Source organism: Pseudomonas sp. SWRI18 (assembly GCF_014268345.1).
Taxonomy (GTDB): Bacteria; Pseudomonadota; Gammaproteobacteria; order Pseudomonadales; family Pseudomonadaceae; genus Aquipseudomonas; species Aquipseudomonas cedrina.
Window position 1 is genome coordinate 58,911 of record NZ_JACCQQ010000015.1, and the last position, 14,484, is coordinate 73,394.

Annotated in this window: 14 protein-coding genes; 7 read left to right on the top strand and 7 right to left on the bottom strand. The window is 60.6% G+C overall.

The features are described 5' to 3' along the window. Nucleotides 1–148: 148 nt before the first annotated feature. The 5 genes from H0Z09_RS17295 to H0Z09_RS17315 all read right to left on the bottom strand — a co-directional run bounded on the left by H0Z09_RS17295 (nt 149) and on the right by H0Z09_RS17315 (nt 3,877). On the bottom strand, nt 149–421 hold the full coding sequence (locus H0Z09_RS17295; RefSeq protein WP_186691724.1) for a hypothetical protein: 273 nt from the start codon (nt 419–421) through the stop codon (nt 149–151). Between the two features lie 16 nt (nt 422–437). After that, nucleotides 438–680 (bottom strand): DUF6555 family protein, encoded by a 243-nt coding sequence (locus tag H0Z09_RS17300; protein ID WP_186691748.1) that lies wholly within the window; start codon nt 678–680, stop codon nt 438–440. 99 nt (nt 681–779) lie between these two features. Continuing rightward, entirely contained in the window at nt 780–1,808 is a 1,029-nt protein-coding gene (locus tag H0Z09_RS17305) for a purine nucleoside permease (protein WP_186691750.1), read from the bottom strand. 14 nt (nt 1,809–1,822) lie between these two features. After that, nucleotides 1,823–2,785, bottom strand: a complete 963-nt coding sequence (locus tag H0Z09_RS17310) for a nucleoside-specific channel-forming protein Tsx (protein ID WP_186691752.1) — start codon at nt 2,783–2,785, stop codon at nt 1,823–1,825. 138 nt (nt 2,786–2,923) lie between these two features. Further along, nucleotides 2,924–3,877, bottom strand: a complete 954-nt coding sequence (locus H0Z09_RS17315; protein ID WP_186691754.1) for an AraC family transcriptional regulator — start codon at nt 3,875–3,877, stop codon at nt 2,924–2,926. A 207-nt stretch (nt 3,878–4,084) separates the two neighbouring features. Here H0Z09_RS17315 and H0Z09_RS17320 point away from each other — a divergent pair, with 207 nt between their 5' ends. Both H0Z09_RS17320 and H0Z09_RS17325 read left to right on the top strand, forming a co-directional pair. Continuing rightward, nucleotides 4,085–5,410, top strand: coding sequence for a sugar ABC transporter substrate-binding protein (locus H0Z09_RS17320; RefSeq protein WP_186691757.1), 1,326 nt, complete (start codon nt 4,085–4,087; stop codon nt 5,408–5,410). Nucleotides 5,411–5,435: 25 nt separating this feature from the next. Further along, on the top strand, nt 5,436–6,209 hold the full coding sequence (locus tag H0Z09_RS17325; RefSeq protein ID WP_186691759.1) for an L-iditol 2-dehydrogenase: 774 nt from the start codon (nt 5,436–5,438) through the stop codon (nt 6,207–6,209). A 145-nt stretch (nt 6,210–6,354) separates the two neighbouring features. Here the strand turns inward: H0Z09_RS17325 and H0Z09_RS17330 are convergent, their stop codons facing one another. Beyond that, nucleotides 6,355–7,047 (bottom strand): NUDIX hydrolase, encoded by a 693-nt coding sequence (locus tag H0Z09_RS17330; RefSeq protein WP_186691761.1) that lies wholly within the window; start codon nt 7,045–7,047, stop codon nt 6,355–6,357. A gap of 144 nt (nt 7,048–7,191) precedes the next feature. Here H0Z09_RS17330 and H0Z09_RS17335 point away from each other — a divergent pair, with 144 nt between their 5' ends. The 4 genes from H0Z09_RS17335 (at nt 7,192) to H0Z09_RS17350 (ending at nt 11,180) form a co-directional block, all read left to right on the top strand. Next, the gene (locus tag H0Z09_RS17335; RefSeq protein WP_186691763.1) at nt 7,192–7,839 is read left to right on the top strand and encodes a nicotinamidase; all 648 of its coding nucleotides are present in this window, start codon (nt 7,192–7,194) and stop codon (nt 7,837–7,839) included. A gap of 11 nt (nt 7,840–7,850) precedes the next feature. Further along, a complete protein-coding gene (gene pncB / locus H0Z09_RS17340; protein ID WP_186691765.1) occupies nt 7,851–9,068 on the top strand; it encodes a nicotinate phosphoribosyltransferase in 1,218 nt (405 codons plus the stop codon). Between the two features lies 1 nt (nt 9,069). After that, on the top strand, nt 9,070–9,882 hold the full coding sequence (gene nadE, locus H0Z09_RS17345) for an ammonia-dependent NAD(+) synthetase (RefSeq protein ID WP_186691774.1): 813 nt from the start codon (nt 9,070–9,072) through the stop codon (nt 9,880–9,882). 164 nt (nt 9,883–10,046) lie between these two features. Continuing rightward, nucleotides 10,047–11,180 (top strand): hypothetical protein, encoded by a 1,134-nt coding sequence (locus H0Z09_RS17350; RefSeq protein ID WP_186691776.1) that lies wholly within the window; start codon nt 10,047–10,049, stop codon nt 11,178–11,180. Nucleotides 11,181–11,207: 27 nt separating this feature from the next. On the opposite strand, the gene H0Z09_RS17355 is transcribed toward H0Z09_RS17350, so the two are convergent. Next, a complete protein-coding gene (locus H0Z09_RS17355) occupies nt 11,208–12,848 on the bottom strand; it encodes a methyl-accepting chemotaxis protein (protein WP_186691778.1) in 1,641 nt (546 codons plus the stop codon). A gap of 264 nt (nt 12,849–13,112) precedes the next feature. Here H0Z09_RS17355 and H0Z09_RS17360 point away from each other — a divergent pair, with 264 nt between their 5' ends. After that, nucleotides 13,113–14,468 (top strand): MATE family efflux transporter, encoded by a 1,356-nt coding sequence (locus tag H0Z09_RS17360; protein WP_186691780.1) that lies wholly within the window; start codon nt 13,113–13,115, stop codon nt 14,466–14,468. Nucleotides 14,469–14,484: the final 16 nt, after the last annotated feature.

Sequence of the window (14,484 nt, forward strand, 5' to 3'; positions counted from 1 at the left end):
GCGGCCCCAAACCAGGCGAATCCGGTTTGTCTGGAGCTGCGCGGCGTGTTTATTGGGGCGGCTTCGCCACCCAGCGCGGGGCAAGCCCGCTCACTACAAGGATTTTTCGGCCAGTGGGCGTTGTGTAGGTACCATGCTGCGATGGTGTTTATTGGATTTCCAGCTCAAGCCTCAGGCTATCGTCGGACAGGCGCTGGCTATTCTTGACCACGCCGCTGGTTCGCCGCCCGTCCAGGGCGACCACCACGGTGTGCGCTGCGTGCAGATCGTCTGGCAACGGCTGGAAGACCTTGAGGACCATCCCGTCTGTTTGACGCTGCACGGCCACTTGGCACTCGACATGCTTGGCCATCGGCCCGAACAACGTGTCCTGGGTGTAGTCGATGCGCGCTTTGCCATTGACCGGTTCCAGTGAATTCATGGGTATCTCTCCTCGATCAAGCCTGGGCGCGCGCATCGGAGCGGCGCCATTGCACGCCGGTAAGGCCGAACTTTTCGGCTTGCTCCTGGCTGGTCTTTTTTACCTGCTCACGCGCGAACCTGCCGATACGGCCAATGCCTGCGTCACAACTCGCCCAATGCCAGGCTTCCAGGTTGTCGAGTTTTTCCAGGCGGATAATGAAAGACTTGGGTTCGCCATGCAGCCTGTAGTCGATCACAAAGAGTTTTGCGTTATTCATTGGTCCATCAACCCTGGTGGTGTAAGCAAGTGATCACCGACGGCCGCGAAAATTCACTCGGATTGCCGGGCGGTAGCCATCACCAGGGTTGCCTCTTTCTCAGGCTTCGGGAACGCCTTTCTCCCACGCCGACCAGTTCTGGAGGATCGCCTGCACCAACGGGTTGCCCGTGCGGTAGAGGTTTTCCAGCGCCGGTACAAAGCCGCCCTGGTCCGCGTATTTGAGCAGGTTGTCCACTTCGCTGTAGCCAGGGTAGGGGCGGTCGAAGTCCGAGCCGGCGCGCACCACGGCCAGGCGTTGGATGTCCACCAGACCCTCGCGGCTGGCACGCAGCAGTGCTTCGTAGGTGGAGTTGTCTTCCTGTTGGGTGGTGCAGTACTCGCCCTTGTTGTCGGTGAGCAGCTTGGTCCAGACTTCGGCACGTTCGCTCAGGCGCGTGCCGGAGAACCAGGTGTTGCCTGCCAAGGTGTCGCAACGGGTAACCTGTGGTGGCTGGTTGGCCGGTGCCGCAGGGTAGTGTTTGCGCCAGGCGCTCGATTCTTTGCTTTCGCTCAGCTCAACCTTTTGCGACAAGGCAAACGCCTTGGCCTGCAGCTTGGGGTTCAGTTCAAACACCTCGGTCTTGTAGTCCAACGGTGGTTTCTCGTTGGGGCCCTTGGTATTGATGCCGATATAGCCCGTCGGCCACGCCTTGGGCGCGTCCCGCGCGTCGAGTTCCCACTGGGTGCCGAATTCCACCAGGTAGTGCGCCCAGGCGGCGGTGCCGAGGGTGCCGTGCTTGGGGCTTATGCCGGCGATCCCGGCGATCAGAAAGTAGCTCTGGCGCAGGTCGAACTTGGGCGACAGCGCCAGGGCCAGCGTGGACGCGGCGGCATTGGTCTGGCCCATGCCCGTGACCAGCAGGCACACGTCCTGGGTGTTGCAGCGGATCACCGGGTATTCGGCGGACAGCCCTGGTACACGCACTTCTTGCTTGAGTGCCAGGCGATCGATCCAGGTTTGCGCCTCGGGGGCGAACATAGTGATCAGCATCACTTTGGGTTTGATCGGCGCGGGCGTATTCGCCAGCACCACGTGGGGCAGCAGGGCCAGGCCCACGGCCAGCGAGAGTCGGGTAAGTGCTTTCATCTGTAACTCCTGCATCAGAATTGGTAGCCCACGCCGGCGTAATAACCCCAGCCATCGGAGCGGGCGCGGAAGTTGCCTTCGCCGAAATTCAACTCGCTGCCATCTTCCCAGTTGCCGCCGTTATGGAAGTAACGGCCGACCAGGGTGAAGCGCAGGTGGGTAAACGAATACAACAGCACGTTGGTCGCCACCAGGGAGTTGGCGGTGCGTGCGGGATTGTCCTTGTGCAGATCCGAGCCGAAGTCGTAATTGGTGAAGCCGATATAGGTCAGTGACGCACCATTGTCGAACTTGCCGATGGGCACGATGTACTTCATTTGCGCGCGGTAACCGTCCCACGAATATTCATTGCTGGCGCCATAGTTCTCCCATTGGTATCGCCCGTAGAAGTTGGCCGACAGGTTGACCCGCGAGTGGGTATCGATGTCAGTGCCCAGGCCGCTGTACAGCGTGTTGGCGCGGTTTTCCTTACGGCTGCCGTGGTCGTAGATCCAATCGAACGCCACGTACCATTCCTTGAATGGCCCGATGGCCAGGCTGCGGCCGGCCAAATAGTCGATGGAAATGCGCGGTTCATGCTCCATGAACACCGGCGAGCCATGGTCCCACACGCCTTTGTCATTGCTGTTACCGATGGTGAGGATCTTCGGCACGTCGATGTAGCCGTACAGTTCGAAAGGCCCCTTGCGGCCGAAGTACTCATATTCCAGGTAGATATCATCCTGGGGCTTGGGGCCGAAGCTGATGTCTTTGCTGCCGATCAACGTCAGGTCCTGGTTGAACCAGTCCGACAGGTATGCGCCTGGTTTTGTCGGGCTGGCTTCAGGAGGCTTGGTTTTTGGGCTGAGGGTTTCGCCCTGTGCTGAGTCATCGACGGGTTGCCCCTGCGCCAAAATGGGCGCGCTGAGTACTCCCGTAACGGTAGCCAGTAGCAGGGAAACACCCAGGGTGGCAGGACGCCTTGAGGTGGGCTGCATTGAAAATCCCTATTCGTACGCGGTTGGGACCCGATTCTTCGGGTCAGGTGAACTTGGCGAGCAAGTCCGTACCGCAAACGTTTGCACAGGTTGTACCAACTTGGCTCAATCGATTGATCAGCCTGCAAAAAAGCCGATTTAGTCGACCTTTTGGTCAGAATTGACTGGGTGGCATTTTTCAATGGGTTGGAACAAATGCATCGCCGTTTCCCGTCGATAGTCGCTCGGCGTCTGGTTCATTTCGATGCGAAAGTGCCGGTTGAAATTGGACAGGTTGGCGTAGCCCACTTCGAAGCAGATGTCTGCCACTGACCGGTCGCTTTGCAGTAACAAGCGACAGGCGCGCTGCACGCGGAACTTGCGCATCAGGTCGATAAAACCGTGGCCGGTGTTGCGCTTGAAGAAGCGCGAAAACCCCGGCTCGCTCATCTCCAGTTGCTGCGCAATGACCGACAGGCGCACCTCGCCGGTCAGCTCGCGCATCAAATAGTCGAACGCCTTATTGATGCGTTCGGCGCTGCGTGCATCCAATGTCGGTGCGTAGCAAGGGCTGGCCAGGGCCTTGACCTGCTGCGTCGGGGCGTTTTTCAGGGTACCGAGCAGTTGCAGGAACAGGATCAAACGCTGCAGGCCATGAGCGCTGCCGATGGCCTCCATCAACTGTGCGGCCTGCAACGCCGTGTCGCCGGCGAATTCCAGGCCGCGTCGGGCGCGCTCGAACAAGGGCTGTAAATCACCAAGTTCCGGCAGGGTGGTGCGCAGGGCGAGGAGGGCGGCACCGTCGAATTGCAGCACCACATCGCGGCCGCTCAGGTGTTCGCCGGGCGCCAATTCGCCGATCCAGTCGTGGGGCAGGTCGGGGCCGATCAGCGCGACATGCCCGGCGTTGAATGCACCGATGTAGTCGCCCGCCACCAGCTTGCCGCTGCCTTGGCGGATCAAGTGGATTTCGAATTCGGGGTGGTGGTTCCAGCGCGCCAGGTCGTAGGGGTAATCGTGTTCGAACCAGCGGAAGCAGTGGTCCGGTTCGGGCAGGATCACTTCCAGCTCGGCGGGGCGGTGCTCGAACAGCTTGGCGCGGCTGACAGGCATGGCGGGCTTCTTAGGGTTCTTGGACGCTTCAAAATACGCGCCTGGGTCGTGGGCGCGCTACCCCCGTTTTGCCTGGCACTGATACTTTTTTAACTGCTGATCCAAGGTTAAAAAAGTACCGGTCGAGCATCCGCCACGCGTTTGTGAAGGCTGGGCCAAGCTGCTGTAATCGGCCCTCAACAACAAAAAAAACAGGTGGAAACCGCCATGCTCCTGTACGGAAAAGCCAAGATCCCGCAAGCCTTGTTCCTGCTTTCCAGCCTGGCGTTGGCGCTGCCAAGCCACGCCGCCGACACCGTAACCATCGCCACGGTCAACAACAGCGACATGATCCGCATGCAGCGCCTGTCCAAGGTGTTCGAGGAACAGCACCCAGGTATCAAACTCAACTGGGTGGTACTGGAAGAAAACGTGCTGCGCCAGCGACTCACCACCGATATCGCCACCCAAGGCGGGCAGTTCGACGTGCTGACCATCGGCACTTACGAAACCCCGCTGTGGGGCGCCAAGCACTGGCTGGAGCCGTTGACCCAACTGCCGGCCGACTATGACGTCGACGACATTTTCCCCTCGGTGCGCCAAGGGCTTTCGGTTAACGACACCCTGTATGCCTTGCCGTTCTACGGTGAAAGCACGGTCACCTATTACCGAACCGACCTGTTCAAGCAGGCCGGCCTGAGCATGCCCACGCACCCTACCTGGACACAGCTCGGCGAGTTCGCCGCCAAGCTCACCGCCAAGGACAGAGGCCAATACGGCATGTGCCTGCGCGGCAAGGCCGGCTGGGGCGAGAACATCGCCTTGCTCAGCACCATGGCCAATGCCTTTGGCGCGCGCTGGTTCGATGAACAGTGGAAGCCCGAGCTGACCAGCCCCGAGTGGACCGCTGCCGCCAACTTCTACGTCAACACCCTCAAGCAATACGGCCCGCCGGGGGTGTCCAGTAACGGCTTCAACGAAACCCTGGCGCTGTTCAACAGCGGCAAGTGCGCGATCTGGGTCGATGCCAGCGTCGCCGGGTCCTTCACCACCGACAAGGCGCAAAGCAAGGTGGCCGACAGCGTAGGCTTCGCCGCCGCGCCTACCGAAGTGACCGATAAAGGTTCCTCGTGGCTCTACGCCTGGTCCCTGGCGATCCCGGCCACGTCCAAGCACAAGGACGCCGCGAAGGCCTTTATCGCCTGGGCCACCTCCAAGGACTACATCCGGCTGGTCGCCGACAAGGAAGGCATCACCAATGTGCCGCCGGGCACCCGCCAGTCCACCTATAGCGAGGCCTATTTGAAAGCCGCACCGTTTGCCCAGGTAACTCTCGAGATGATGAAGCATGCCGATCCCGCGCACCCGTCGGCCAAACCGGTGCCTTACGTGGGCATCCAGTATGTGACGATTCCTGAGTTCCAGGCGATCGGCACCTCGGTGGGCAAGCTGTTCTCGGCGGCGCTGACCGGCGGCATGTCGGTTGACCAGGCCTTGCTCCAGGCCCAGACCACTACCGAGCGCGAGATGAAGCGCGCCGGTTATCCCAAATAATTTTCCAACAAGGGCCAGGTATCTCATGAAACGACTGGAAGGAAAAAGTGCGTTGATCACCGGATCGGCACGCGGCATCGGCCGCGCCTTTGCCGACGCCTACATCGCTGAAGGCGCCACGGTTGCCATCGCCGATATCAACCTGCAAAGGGCCCAGGCCACGGCCGCCGAGCTGGGCCCGCAGGCTTACGCGGTGGTGATGGACGTCACCGACCAAGGCTCCATCGACGGCGCGATTGCCGCCGTGGTGGCCCAGGCCGGCAAGTTGGACATCCTTGTCAATAATGCCGCGCTGTTCGACCTGGCGCCGATCGTCGACATCACCCGCGATAGCTATGAACGGCTATTTTCGATCAACGTCGCCGGCACGCTGTTCACCTTGCAGGCCGCCGCACGGCAGATGATCCGCCAGGGGCACGGCGGCAAGATCATCAACATGGCCAGCCAGGCCGGCCGCCGGGGCGAGCCGTTGGTGGCGGTCTATTGCGCGACCAAGGCGGCGGTGATCAGCCTGACGCAATCGGCGGGGTTGAACCTGATCAAGCAAGGCATCAACGTCAACGCCATCGCACCGGGCGTGGTGGATGGCGAACACTGGGATGGGGTGGATGCGCTGTTTGCCAGGCACGAAGGCCTGGCGCCCGGCGAGAAGAAGAAGCGGGTAGGGGCCGAAGTGCCGTTTGGGCGGATGGGCACCGCGCAGGATTTGACGGGGATGGCGGTTTTCCTGGTGTCAAAGGACGCCGATTACGTGGTCGCGCAGACCTACAACGTCGACGGCGGCAATTGGATGAACTAGAGCCAGTTCAGACAAAAAGGGATTGAGTGTGGGAGCTGGCTTGCCTGCGATAGCGGTCTGTCAGTTGAAACTTGATTGCCTGACTCGCCGCCATCGCAGGCAAGCCAGCTCCCACATTTGAGCCTCGTTGGGCTTGGAATCTAGGCTAGTCAGCAAAACTGCGATCAAAGAAGTAGATATCTCCGGGCCTCAGCATTTCCACCGTCGCCTGGGGCCTGCCGCCTTCACCGTGCTTCTTGCGCCCGGTCTCGCGCAAATACCCCGCCTCGGCCAGCTTGAGCAAACGCTGGCGAATACTGGTCTTCAACACCGGCCGCTCCAGCACCAGCGAAAAGATCGTCGTTGCTTGCGGCGCGCTGAATTCATCGCCCAGGAACATCAGCGGCAAGCTGCTGTACAGGGACTTGGAAAACAACCGCTCCTTGACCGCCGCCACAATGTTGTTGTGATCGAAGGGCAACTTGATGCCGCCGTCGGCCACCGCCGTCAGCGAAAACCAGCCCTGGTGCTCGGCTAATTCCACCTCATCGCTCACGATCGCCAGGTAGTAGGTGGACGATGACCAGCAGCGCGGATCACGAAACGCATCCCCTACGGTGCCGACTTGCTCGCTCCAGGCCAACGCCAGCCCAACCTTGTCGCTCGCGCGCAACCGCTCCACGGCATCCTTGAGGCTCAAATCTTGCACGCCGCCGTTGACGACTACGCCCGGTAGCGCCCAGTGCCCGGCGAACGGTTCGGCCTCGCGCTTGTTCAGCAGCAGCTTCAGTTCCCCGTCCGCGCGGCAATAAAACAGCACGCACAGGTCAACGGTATGGAGGTAGGCGCTCAGTGGCATGGGATGTCCTTCTAACAGCGGTGGGGCATAGTCTAACGAATCGAGCAGATATGTCATGTACTTGCTCCCAGGTAGATATCCAAATGTTTCTTGCAATGAAAGTACATGACGTGTACTTTTGTTTCCAGGCCACAGGAGAACGCCATGACCCACGCGAAAACCGCCATTGCTTCATTCGACGTCGACGCCCAGAAGAGCTTTACGCCGCTGTGCCCCGATGAGTTGCCTGTAGCCGGTGGCGACCTGATTGGTGCCGAGCTCAACTACATGGCGAGTCTGGCCGGCCATCGCGTCGGCAGTAAAGACGCCCACACGCCGCACGCCCCCTGGGTGGTGAGCCAACACAGCGCGATGCTGCAACCCACCGGCCTGGCCCACGCCGATGTGACCTGGGTGAGCCACTGCGTACCCGGCACCGAAGGCTTCACCTTGCTGGACGAATTGCCCACGCCTTATGACTACGATTACTTCATCTGGAAAGGCGTCGAACCCGACCTGCACCCCTACGGTGCCTGCTACCACGACCTGCACAACAAGCTGTCCACGGGCGTAATCGAGTACTTCAAGGCCCAGGGCGTCAGCCGCGTGATCGTCGGTGGCCTGGCCCTGGACTACTGCGTCAAGACCACCGCGCTGCAACTGCTCAAGGCTGGCCTGGAAGTGGTCCTGCACCTGCCGGCGTGCCGAAGCATCACCGAGGAGGGCGGCGTACAGGCTGTCAATGAGTTGCTCAAGGCCGGTGCCGTCATCAGCAGCACCCGCGAAGAACTGGCCGCGATGGCCACGCGTTAAGGAGATACACCATGGAAAGTGCATACGACTACCAATCCCCGGTCATCCAGGGGCTGCTCGACACCGACTACTACACCTTCACCATGATGCAGGCCGTGCTGCACCAGCACCCCAACGTCGATGTGGAGTACAGCTTCATCGTCCGCTCCAGGGAAAAACTGGGGCACTTGATTCCGCAATTGCGCGACGAGCTGGAAAAGCTCGCCGGCCTGAACATGCGCGAAGGTGAACTGCGCTTTCTGTTCAACCCACGCTTTCGCGAATACCTTACCCCGGACTACGAGCGCTTCCTCGGCCTGTTCCGCTTCAACCTGCGCTACATTCACGTCAGCGAAGTCGACGGCCAACTGAACATCCGCGTGGTCGGCCCGATGCTGCACTGCATCATGTTCGAGCAACCGGTACTGGCACTGGTCAGCGAGCTGCGCAACCGCGACAAATACCCCGACGTGACCCTGGAAGACGTTACCCGCAAGCTCTACCAAAAGTTCGACTGGCTGGAGAAAAACCTCAGCCGCGAGGAACTGGCCGACTTGCGTGTCTCGGATTTTTCCACGCGGCGGCGCCTGTCATTCAAGGCCCAGCGCGAAGTGGTCGATATCATGCGCCGCGACTTCCCTGGTCAGTTCCTCGGCACCAGCAACGCGCACCTGGCCTATGAGTTCGACCTGCCGCTGATCGGCACCATGGCCCACCAATGGCTGATGGTGCACCAGCAGCTGGGCCGTCTGCGCGAAAGCCAGAATGCCGCCCTGGAAAACTGGGTGCATGAATACCGTGGCCGCCTGGGGATGGCCCTGACCGACTGCATCAGCACCGACTTTTTCCTCAAGGACTTCGATCTGTACTTTGCCAAGCTGTACGACGGCCTGCGCCAGGACTCCGGTGACCCTATCGTCTGGGCTGACAAAGTCCTGGCCAGATATAAGGAACTCGGCATCGACCCCATGACCAAAGACCTTATGTTCTCCGATGGCCTGAACTTCGAAAAATGTCTGCCGATCCTGCGTCACATTCGTGGCAAGGCTCGGTTCGGCTTTGGCATGGGCACCAGCCTGGCCTGCGATGTGGAGGGCGTAGAGCCGCTGAGCATCGTGATGAAACTGGTCAGGGTGCACGGCGAGCCAGTGGTGAAATTTTCGGATGATCCGATCAAGAACGTCTGCGAAGACCCCTCGTTCTTGCAGTACGCAGCACAAGTGTTCAACGTTGGCAGTGTGGAGGTATGACATGCAAACCCAGGACCGTATCGCTCAGGAACTGAATATCGACCGCTCGCTGGTAAAAGGTCGCGAGCCCCAGGAAATCCAGCACCGCGTCGACTTTATCAAGGACACCCTGCGTCAATCCGGCTGCAAGGCCCTGGTGCTGGGCATCAGCGGCGGGGTCGACTCGCTGGTGGCCGGGCGCCTGTGTCAGTTGGCGGCAGAGCAACTGCGCGCTGAAGATTACCCTGCGCGTTTTATTGCCATGCGCCTGCCGTACAAGAGCCAGGCGGACGAGCACGATGCGACAGCCTCCCTGGACTTTATCCGCCCAGACCAGACCGAGACGTTGAATATTGCGGCGGGCGTCGACGGGCTGATGTCCAACCTGTCTGTGCCGGACGTCAGCGCCGAGCGCGTGGATTTCATCAAAGGCAACGTCAAGGCGCGAGCACGCATGATCGCCCAGTACGCCGTGGCCAATTTGCACAACGGCCTGGTGGTCGGCACCGACCAGGGCGCCGAAGCCTTGATGGGGTTCTTCACCAAATTCGGTGACGGCGCCTGCGACCTGGCGCCGCTGTCCGGCCTGACCAAAACCCAGGTACGCCTGCTGGGCGCGAGCCTCGGCGCACCGGCCGAGCTGGTCGGCAAGCTGCCCACCGCCGACCTGGAAGAGCTGGCGCCGGGGAAAGCGGATGAGCTGGCGTACGGCTGCACCTATGCAGACATCGATGCGTACCTGATGGGCGAGCCGGTGAGCGAGCGGGTGAGGGCGATCGTCGAAGAGGCGTACAACAAGACAGCGCATAAACGAGCGCTGCCTTTTGTGCCTTAGATTTTGAGTCCAGGCTCTTTTCAGGTGGCGAGGCGACCCCGAGCCCACCCCGAGTGCGGCCTGCGGGAACCGTATTTCCGCTCGTGGCCACAGAGGGAATGTTGATTCGACGACCAGTCGGTTCGGGTTGACAGCTATCGATTCCCATCTCTGAGGTCTTTGCCATGTCCTACGTGAATCTTCGTCAGGAAACCCCTTTTTACGGTAATTTCAACCTGCCCTGCGAGCAGCCCAGGGTTTCCTGCGATAACAACGATATCTGTCACGCGCCCAACTCAGTGGTTGCGCAGAATTTCGCGGCTAATTTCGGTTGTTTCCCGAGCGCTGACGGGTTCGTCACTCGGGAGACCCTCCTGGAATTCGCCGCTCGCCGGCTACCGACCGGTAACCCGTTCGAAGATGGCCTGGTAAAGTTGGCGAGTACGATTCTCGAGCGTCCCGAGTTGAACTGCATGCTTGATGCAATCAACCACGGCGGTTCGGTAGATGGGCGGATCAGCATGGGCGACGTGATGCGCACCATTGATCATTGTGAACGGCAGGAAGCGCCGCCCATGCGTGAATTTCCCGGGCGTTACAGCGGCGCCCTGATGCGCCAGCGCCTGGAAAACGAATATGCGCCCCAACGCGACTGGCAACAGCCCGCTTTCTCGGCACCGCGTTACGCTGATGAGACCCGCTGGAGCAGTCCGATGTCAGCGTCCGGGCAGCGTCCTTATGCAAACGACAGCAAGCAAGAACTCCTCGATAAGATCCTGGCGCGTTTCAGTTCATTTGAAGACCCGAACTCCCCAGGGCTGATCACCGATAAATCGCTTAATGCCGTTGCCAGCGGTTACCGCCTGGATGGTCAGCCCGCCACGCAAGCCGAAAGGGATCTGGCCAGTGAGCTGCTGGAGCGCGGTGATGTGTTCAAGGAGCTTGATCGAAGCAGCATGGGCGTACTCGACGGGGCTTTCTCCAGGGGTAATCTGGATTTCTCCTCAAACAAATACCGGAATATGAGTGACCACGATCTGATTCAGGGCATAAAGGATAACTTCAGGCAATACACCGCCGGCGCCGACGATCAATACATCAATGTCAATGAGCTGAAGGAAGCTGCCGGGTTAACGCCATCGAACCGTACGTTCAGCACCGAAGCTCGGGAGCTGGCCACTCAACTATTGAACCGTCCCGGTCTTTTGCGTGACTTGGACATCGGTACCAACAACCAGGGCGGGCCGGGCTACGAAGACAGACGTTTCGATATGGATAACCTCAACTTCATGCTTGATAACGGGCGTGTCTCTGTCTGATACACGCCCACATGAGCATCGCGGGCCTCACGCCACGTTGAAAAATGCCACCCTGGTGCTCAACCGGTCCGCCAGCTCCACGAGTTCCTGATTGGCGCCTTCCACTACTTCGGAGCCGGCCGCCGACTGCACGGTAGAGCCGTGAATGCGCGTGACGTTCTGCGCGACTTCTTCAGCGGCGGCGCTCTGCTGCACCGAGGCACTGGCGATCTGTGCGTTCATCGCATTGATCGCCCCCACTTCCTGGCTGATCTTGCCCAGTGCCACTTGGGAGTCGCGGGTCTGCGCCACGGTGACCTGGGCCAGGTTGCGGCTGCGTTGCATGATATCGGCGGCGTCCTGGGTGCCGCTTTGCAGCTTGCCGATCATGTCGCGGATTTCCTGGGTGGATTGCTGGGTGCGCGTCGCCAGGGAGCGCACTTCATCGGCCACCACCGCAAACCCCCGGCCGTGCTCACCGGCGCGGGCGGCCTCAATCGCGGCGTTCAGCGCCAGCAGGTTGGTCTGGGCGGCGATGGCGTTGATCACTTCAATTACGGTTTCGATGCTCTCACTGTCGCTGGACACCTGAGTGACCCGGTGGGTGGCCTGGTCGAGGATCGTCGCCAGTTCCTCGATTGCCACTGTTACTTCGCCGACCAGACGGTGGCCGCTGTCGACTTCCGCGTCGGCCAGGATGGTGGCCTTGGAGGCGGCGGACGCGTAGCCCGACACCTCGCTGACCGAGGCGGCCATTTGTGTGATCGCGGCCGCCACATGCTGCGCTTCGCTGGTCTGCAGGGTGATCTGTCGGCGGTTGTCGCTGGCAACCGACAACAAGGTGACCGAGGAGTGGCGCAGGGCCTGGGCCGCCGAACGTACTTCAGTGATGGTGTCGCCCAGGCGCGCCAGGGCGTTTTTCAGCAGGCCCATCACGCTGTCGGGGTAGCGCGTTTCGATGGGCTGGTTCAGCTCGCCATTGGCCAGGCGGCGGATTGCCTCGGCGACTTCTTCGGGCTCGGCGCCAAGGGTGGCCTTGACCTTACGGATAATCAGGAGTGAAACCAGCACGCTCAAGATAATCGCAGCGGCGCTGGCCAGCACCATCAACAGTGCAAAGTGGCTGGCGGCCGATTGCACCGTGTCCAGGCGTTGCCTGATTTGCGCTTCTTCGAAGTCAATCAGGGCGTTCACACGCCCAAGCCACTGGGTGTAGTCGGCGGACGCCTGCGTCAGCAGCAGGTCCTGGGCACCGGCGAGGTCATTATTGCGACGCAGGTTGATCACCCGCTCAGTGGAAGCCAGGGCCTGGCGCTCGATGGCCTTGATATCGCCCAACAGGCGGGTCTCTTCGCCGCTGGCGGCACTGGCGCCCAACAGGCGATCCATCATCACGGCGGAATCCTGGTAATCACGCTTGAGCTGGTCGATCTCGGCCAGGTGAAGGTTTAGCGCCGCTTCATCCTTGACTAGCACCGCATCGCGAATGGCGATGGCACGGTTGTGTACGCTGCCGCGAAAATTGATCGCGTAGCGCTGCACCACGGCGGCCTTTTCACCGACATCCTTGAGTGTGCTGTCGATAAAACCCACACGTTGGATACCGACGGCGGTGATCAGCACCAGCAGCGAGAGGGTGGACGCGAAGCCCAGGCCGATACGCATCGCCAACGAGACAGGTTTTTTCATGGGAAACTCGATAGTCAGGAGAGTAGAGGTGATGGCTAAAAGCTATCTATGCGGCGAAATCTAAAGCTCCGCCGGGTGCGCGTCCAATCAGTAAATACTGAAACCGCTATTGAGCGAATTGATGGAATAAAATCGCGCGGCCTGAGCGACGTTGGTTTCCGCGCAGCGGAGTGAGCGAGCGGGAATGCCTTAAAGCACAGGAACATAGGATCCAATTACGGTATAACCCTCGCACGCTTTAGTTTTCCGAGGCCCGGTTTTTTCATGCGAAGCCCCCTGCAACGACCCCTGTGGCAGATCTACCTGATCTTTCTGGCACCCATGGTGCTGTCCAACTTCCTGCAAAGCTTTTCCGGCACCCTCAACGGCATTTATGTCGGGCAAATGCTCGGCACCCAGGCGTTGGCGGCGGTGTCGGGGATGTTTCCCATCGTGTTCTTCTTTATTGCGCTGGTGATCGGCCTGGGGGCGGGTGCGTCGGTGCTGATCGGCCAGGCCTGGGGTGCGCAGGAGACAGGGATGGTCAAGGCGATTACCGGCGCCACCCTGACGTTGGGGGCGCTGGTCGGGGTGATTGCCGCAGTGCTGGGCAGCTTGTTCGCGCGTCCGGCCCTGCAGGCATTGGGGACGCCGGTTGATGTGTTGGACGACGCGGTCGGCTACGCGCAGAAGATGATGCTGATCATGCCGCTGCTGCTGGTCTTTATTCTCTACACCCAACTGCTGCGCGGCGTCAGCGACACAATTTCGCCATTGCTGGCGCTGATGGTCTCGACCCTGGTTGGCCTGCTGCTGACCCCGGCGCTGATTCGCGGCTGGGTTGGCCTGCCGTCCATGGGCATCCAGAGTGCGGTGTATGCCGGGTTAGTGGGTAACGCCTTGGCGATGCTGTTTTTGGTCCTGCGCCTGCGCCATAAAAGCCATGTAATGGCGCCGGATCGCGAATTGCTCGCGGCGTTGCGCCTGGACCGCGTCATTCTCGCAAAGGTCCTGCGCATCGGCTTGCCCACCGGCCTGCAAATGGTGGTGCTGTCGCTGTCGGAACTGGTCATTCTCGCCCTGGTCAATGGCCACGGCTCCCAAGCCACGGCGGCGTACGGCGCGGTGACGCAGATCGTCAACTACGTGCAGTTCCCGGCGCTGTCGATTGCCATCACCGCCTCGATCCTCGGCGCCCAAGCGATCGGCGCCGGGCGCACGGAACGTATCGGGCCGATCCTGCGTACCGGGTTGTTGATCAACATGGGCCTCACCGGTGGCCTGATCGTGTTGGGTTACCTGATGTCCCACTGGCTGCTCGGCCTGTTCATCACCGACGATGTGGCACGGGTCAACGCCGAGCACCTGCTGCACATCATGCTGTGGAGCATCCTGATATTCGGCTTCCAGGCCGTGATCGGCGGGATCATGCGCGCCAGCGGCGTGGTGTTGATGCCGGTGGTGATCTCGATCTTCTGCGTGCTCTGTGTCGAGTTGCCGATGGCGTACCTGTTCAACGCTCACTTCGGGCTGGAAGGGGTGTGGATGGCGTTTCCGGTGACCTACCTGGCAATGCTGGCGTTGCAGACCGCCTATTACCGTTTGGTGTGGCGGCACAAGCAGATCAAGCGGTTGGTGTAATAAAAGGATGTGCACT

What these genes read in the sequence shown, in the direction of transcription:
- H0Z09_RS17295 (WP_186691724.1), bottom strand. Translation starts at nt 421, where the DNA reads ATGAATTCACTGGAACCGGTCAATGGCAAAGCGCGCATCGACTACACC.
- H0Z09_RS17300 (WP_186691748.1), bottom strand. Translation starts at nt 680, where the DNA reads ATGAATAACGCAAAACTCTTTGTGATCGACTACAGGCTGCATGGCGAA.
- H0Z09_RS17305 (WP_186691750.1), bottom strand. Translation starts at nt 1,808, where the DNA reads ATGAAAGCACTTACCCGACTCTCGCTGGCCGTGGGCCTGGCCCTGCTG.
- H0Z09_RS17310 (WP_186691752.1), bottom strand. Translation starts at nt 2,785, where the DNA reads ATGCAGCCCACCTCAAGGCGTCCTGCCACCCTGGGTGTTTCCCTGCTA.
- H0Z09_RS17315 (WP_186691754.1), bottom strand. Translation starts at nt 3,877, where the DNA reads ATGCCTGTCAGCCGCGCCAAGCTGTTCGAGCACCGCCCCGCCGAGCTG.
- H0Z09_RS17320 (WP_186691757.1), top strand. Translation starts at nt 4,085, where the DNA reads ATGCTCCTGTACGGAAAAGCCAAGATCCCGCAAGCCTTGTTCCTGCTT.
- H0Z09_RS17325 (WP_186691759.1), top strand. Translation starts at nt 5,436, where the DNA reads ATGAAACGACTGGAAGGAAAAAGTGCGTTGATCACCGGATCGGCACGC.
- H0Z09_RS17330 (WP_186691761.1), bottom strand. Translation starts at nt 7,047, where the DNA reads ATGCCACTGAGCGCCTACCTCCATACCGTTGACCTGTGCGTGCTGTTT.
- H0Z09_RS17335 (WP_186691763.1), top strand. Translation starts at nt 7,192, where the DNA reads ATGACCCACGCGAAAACCGCCATTGCTTCATTCGACGTCGACGCCCAG.
- pncB (WP_186691765.1), top strand. Translation starts at nt 7,851, where the DNA reads ATGGAAAGTGCATACGACTACCAATCCCCGGTCATCCAGGGGCTGCTC.
- nadE (WP_186691774.1), top strand. Translation starts at nt 9,070, where the DNA reads ATGCAAACCCAGGACCGTATCGCTCAGGAACTGAATATCGACCGCTCG.
- H0Z09_RS17350 (WP_186691776.1), top strand. Translation starts at nt 10,047, where the DNA reads ATGTCCTACGTGAATCTTCGTCAGGAAACCCCTTTTTACGGTAATTTC.
- H0Z09_RS17355 (WP_186691778.1), bottom strand. Translation starts at nt 12,848, where the DNA reads ATGAAAAAACCTGTCTCGTTGGCGATGCGTATCGGCCTGGGCTTCGCG.
- H0Z09_RS17360 (WP_186691780.1), top strand. Translation starts at nt 13,113, where the DNA reads ATGCGAAGCCCCCTGCAACGACCCCTGTGGCAGATCTACCTGATCTTT.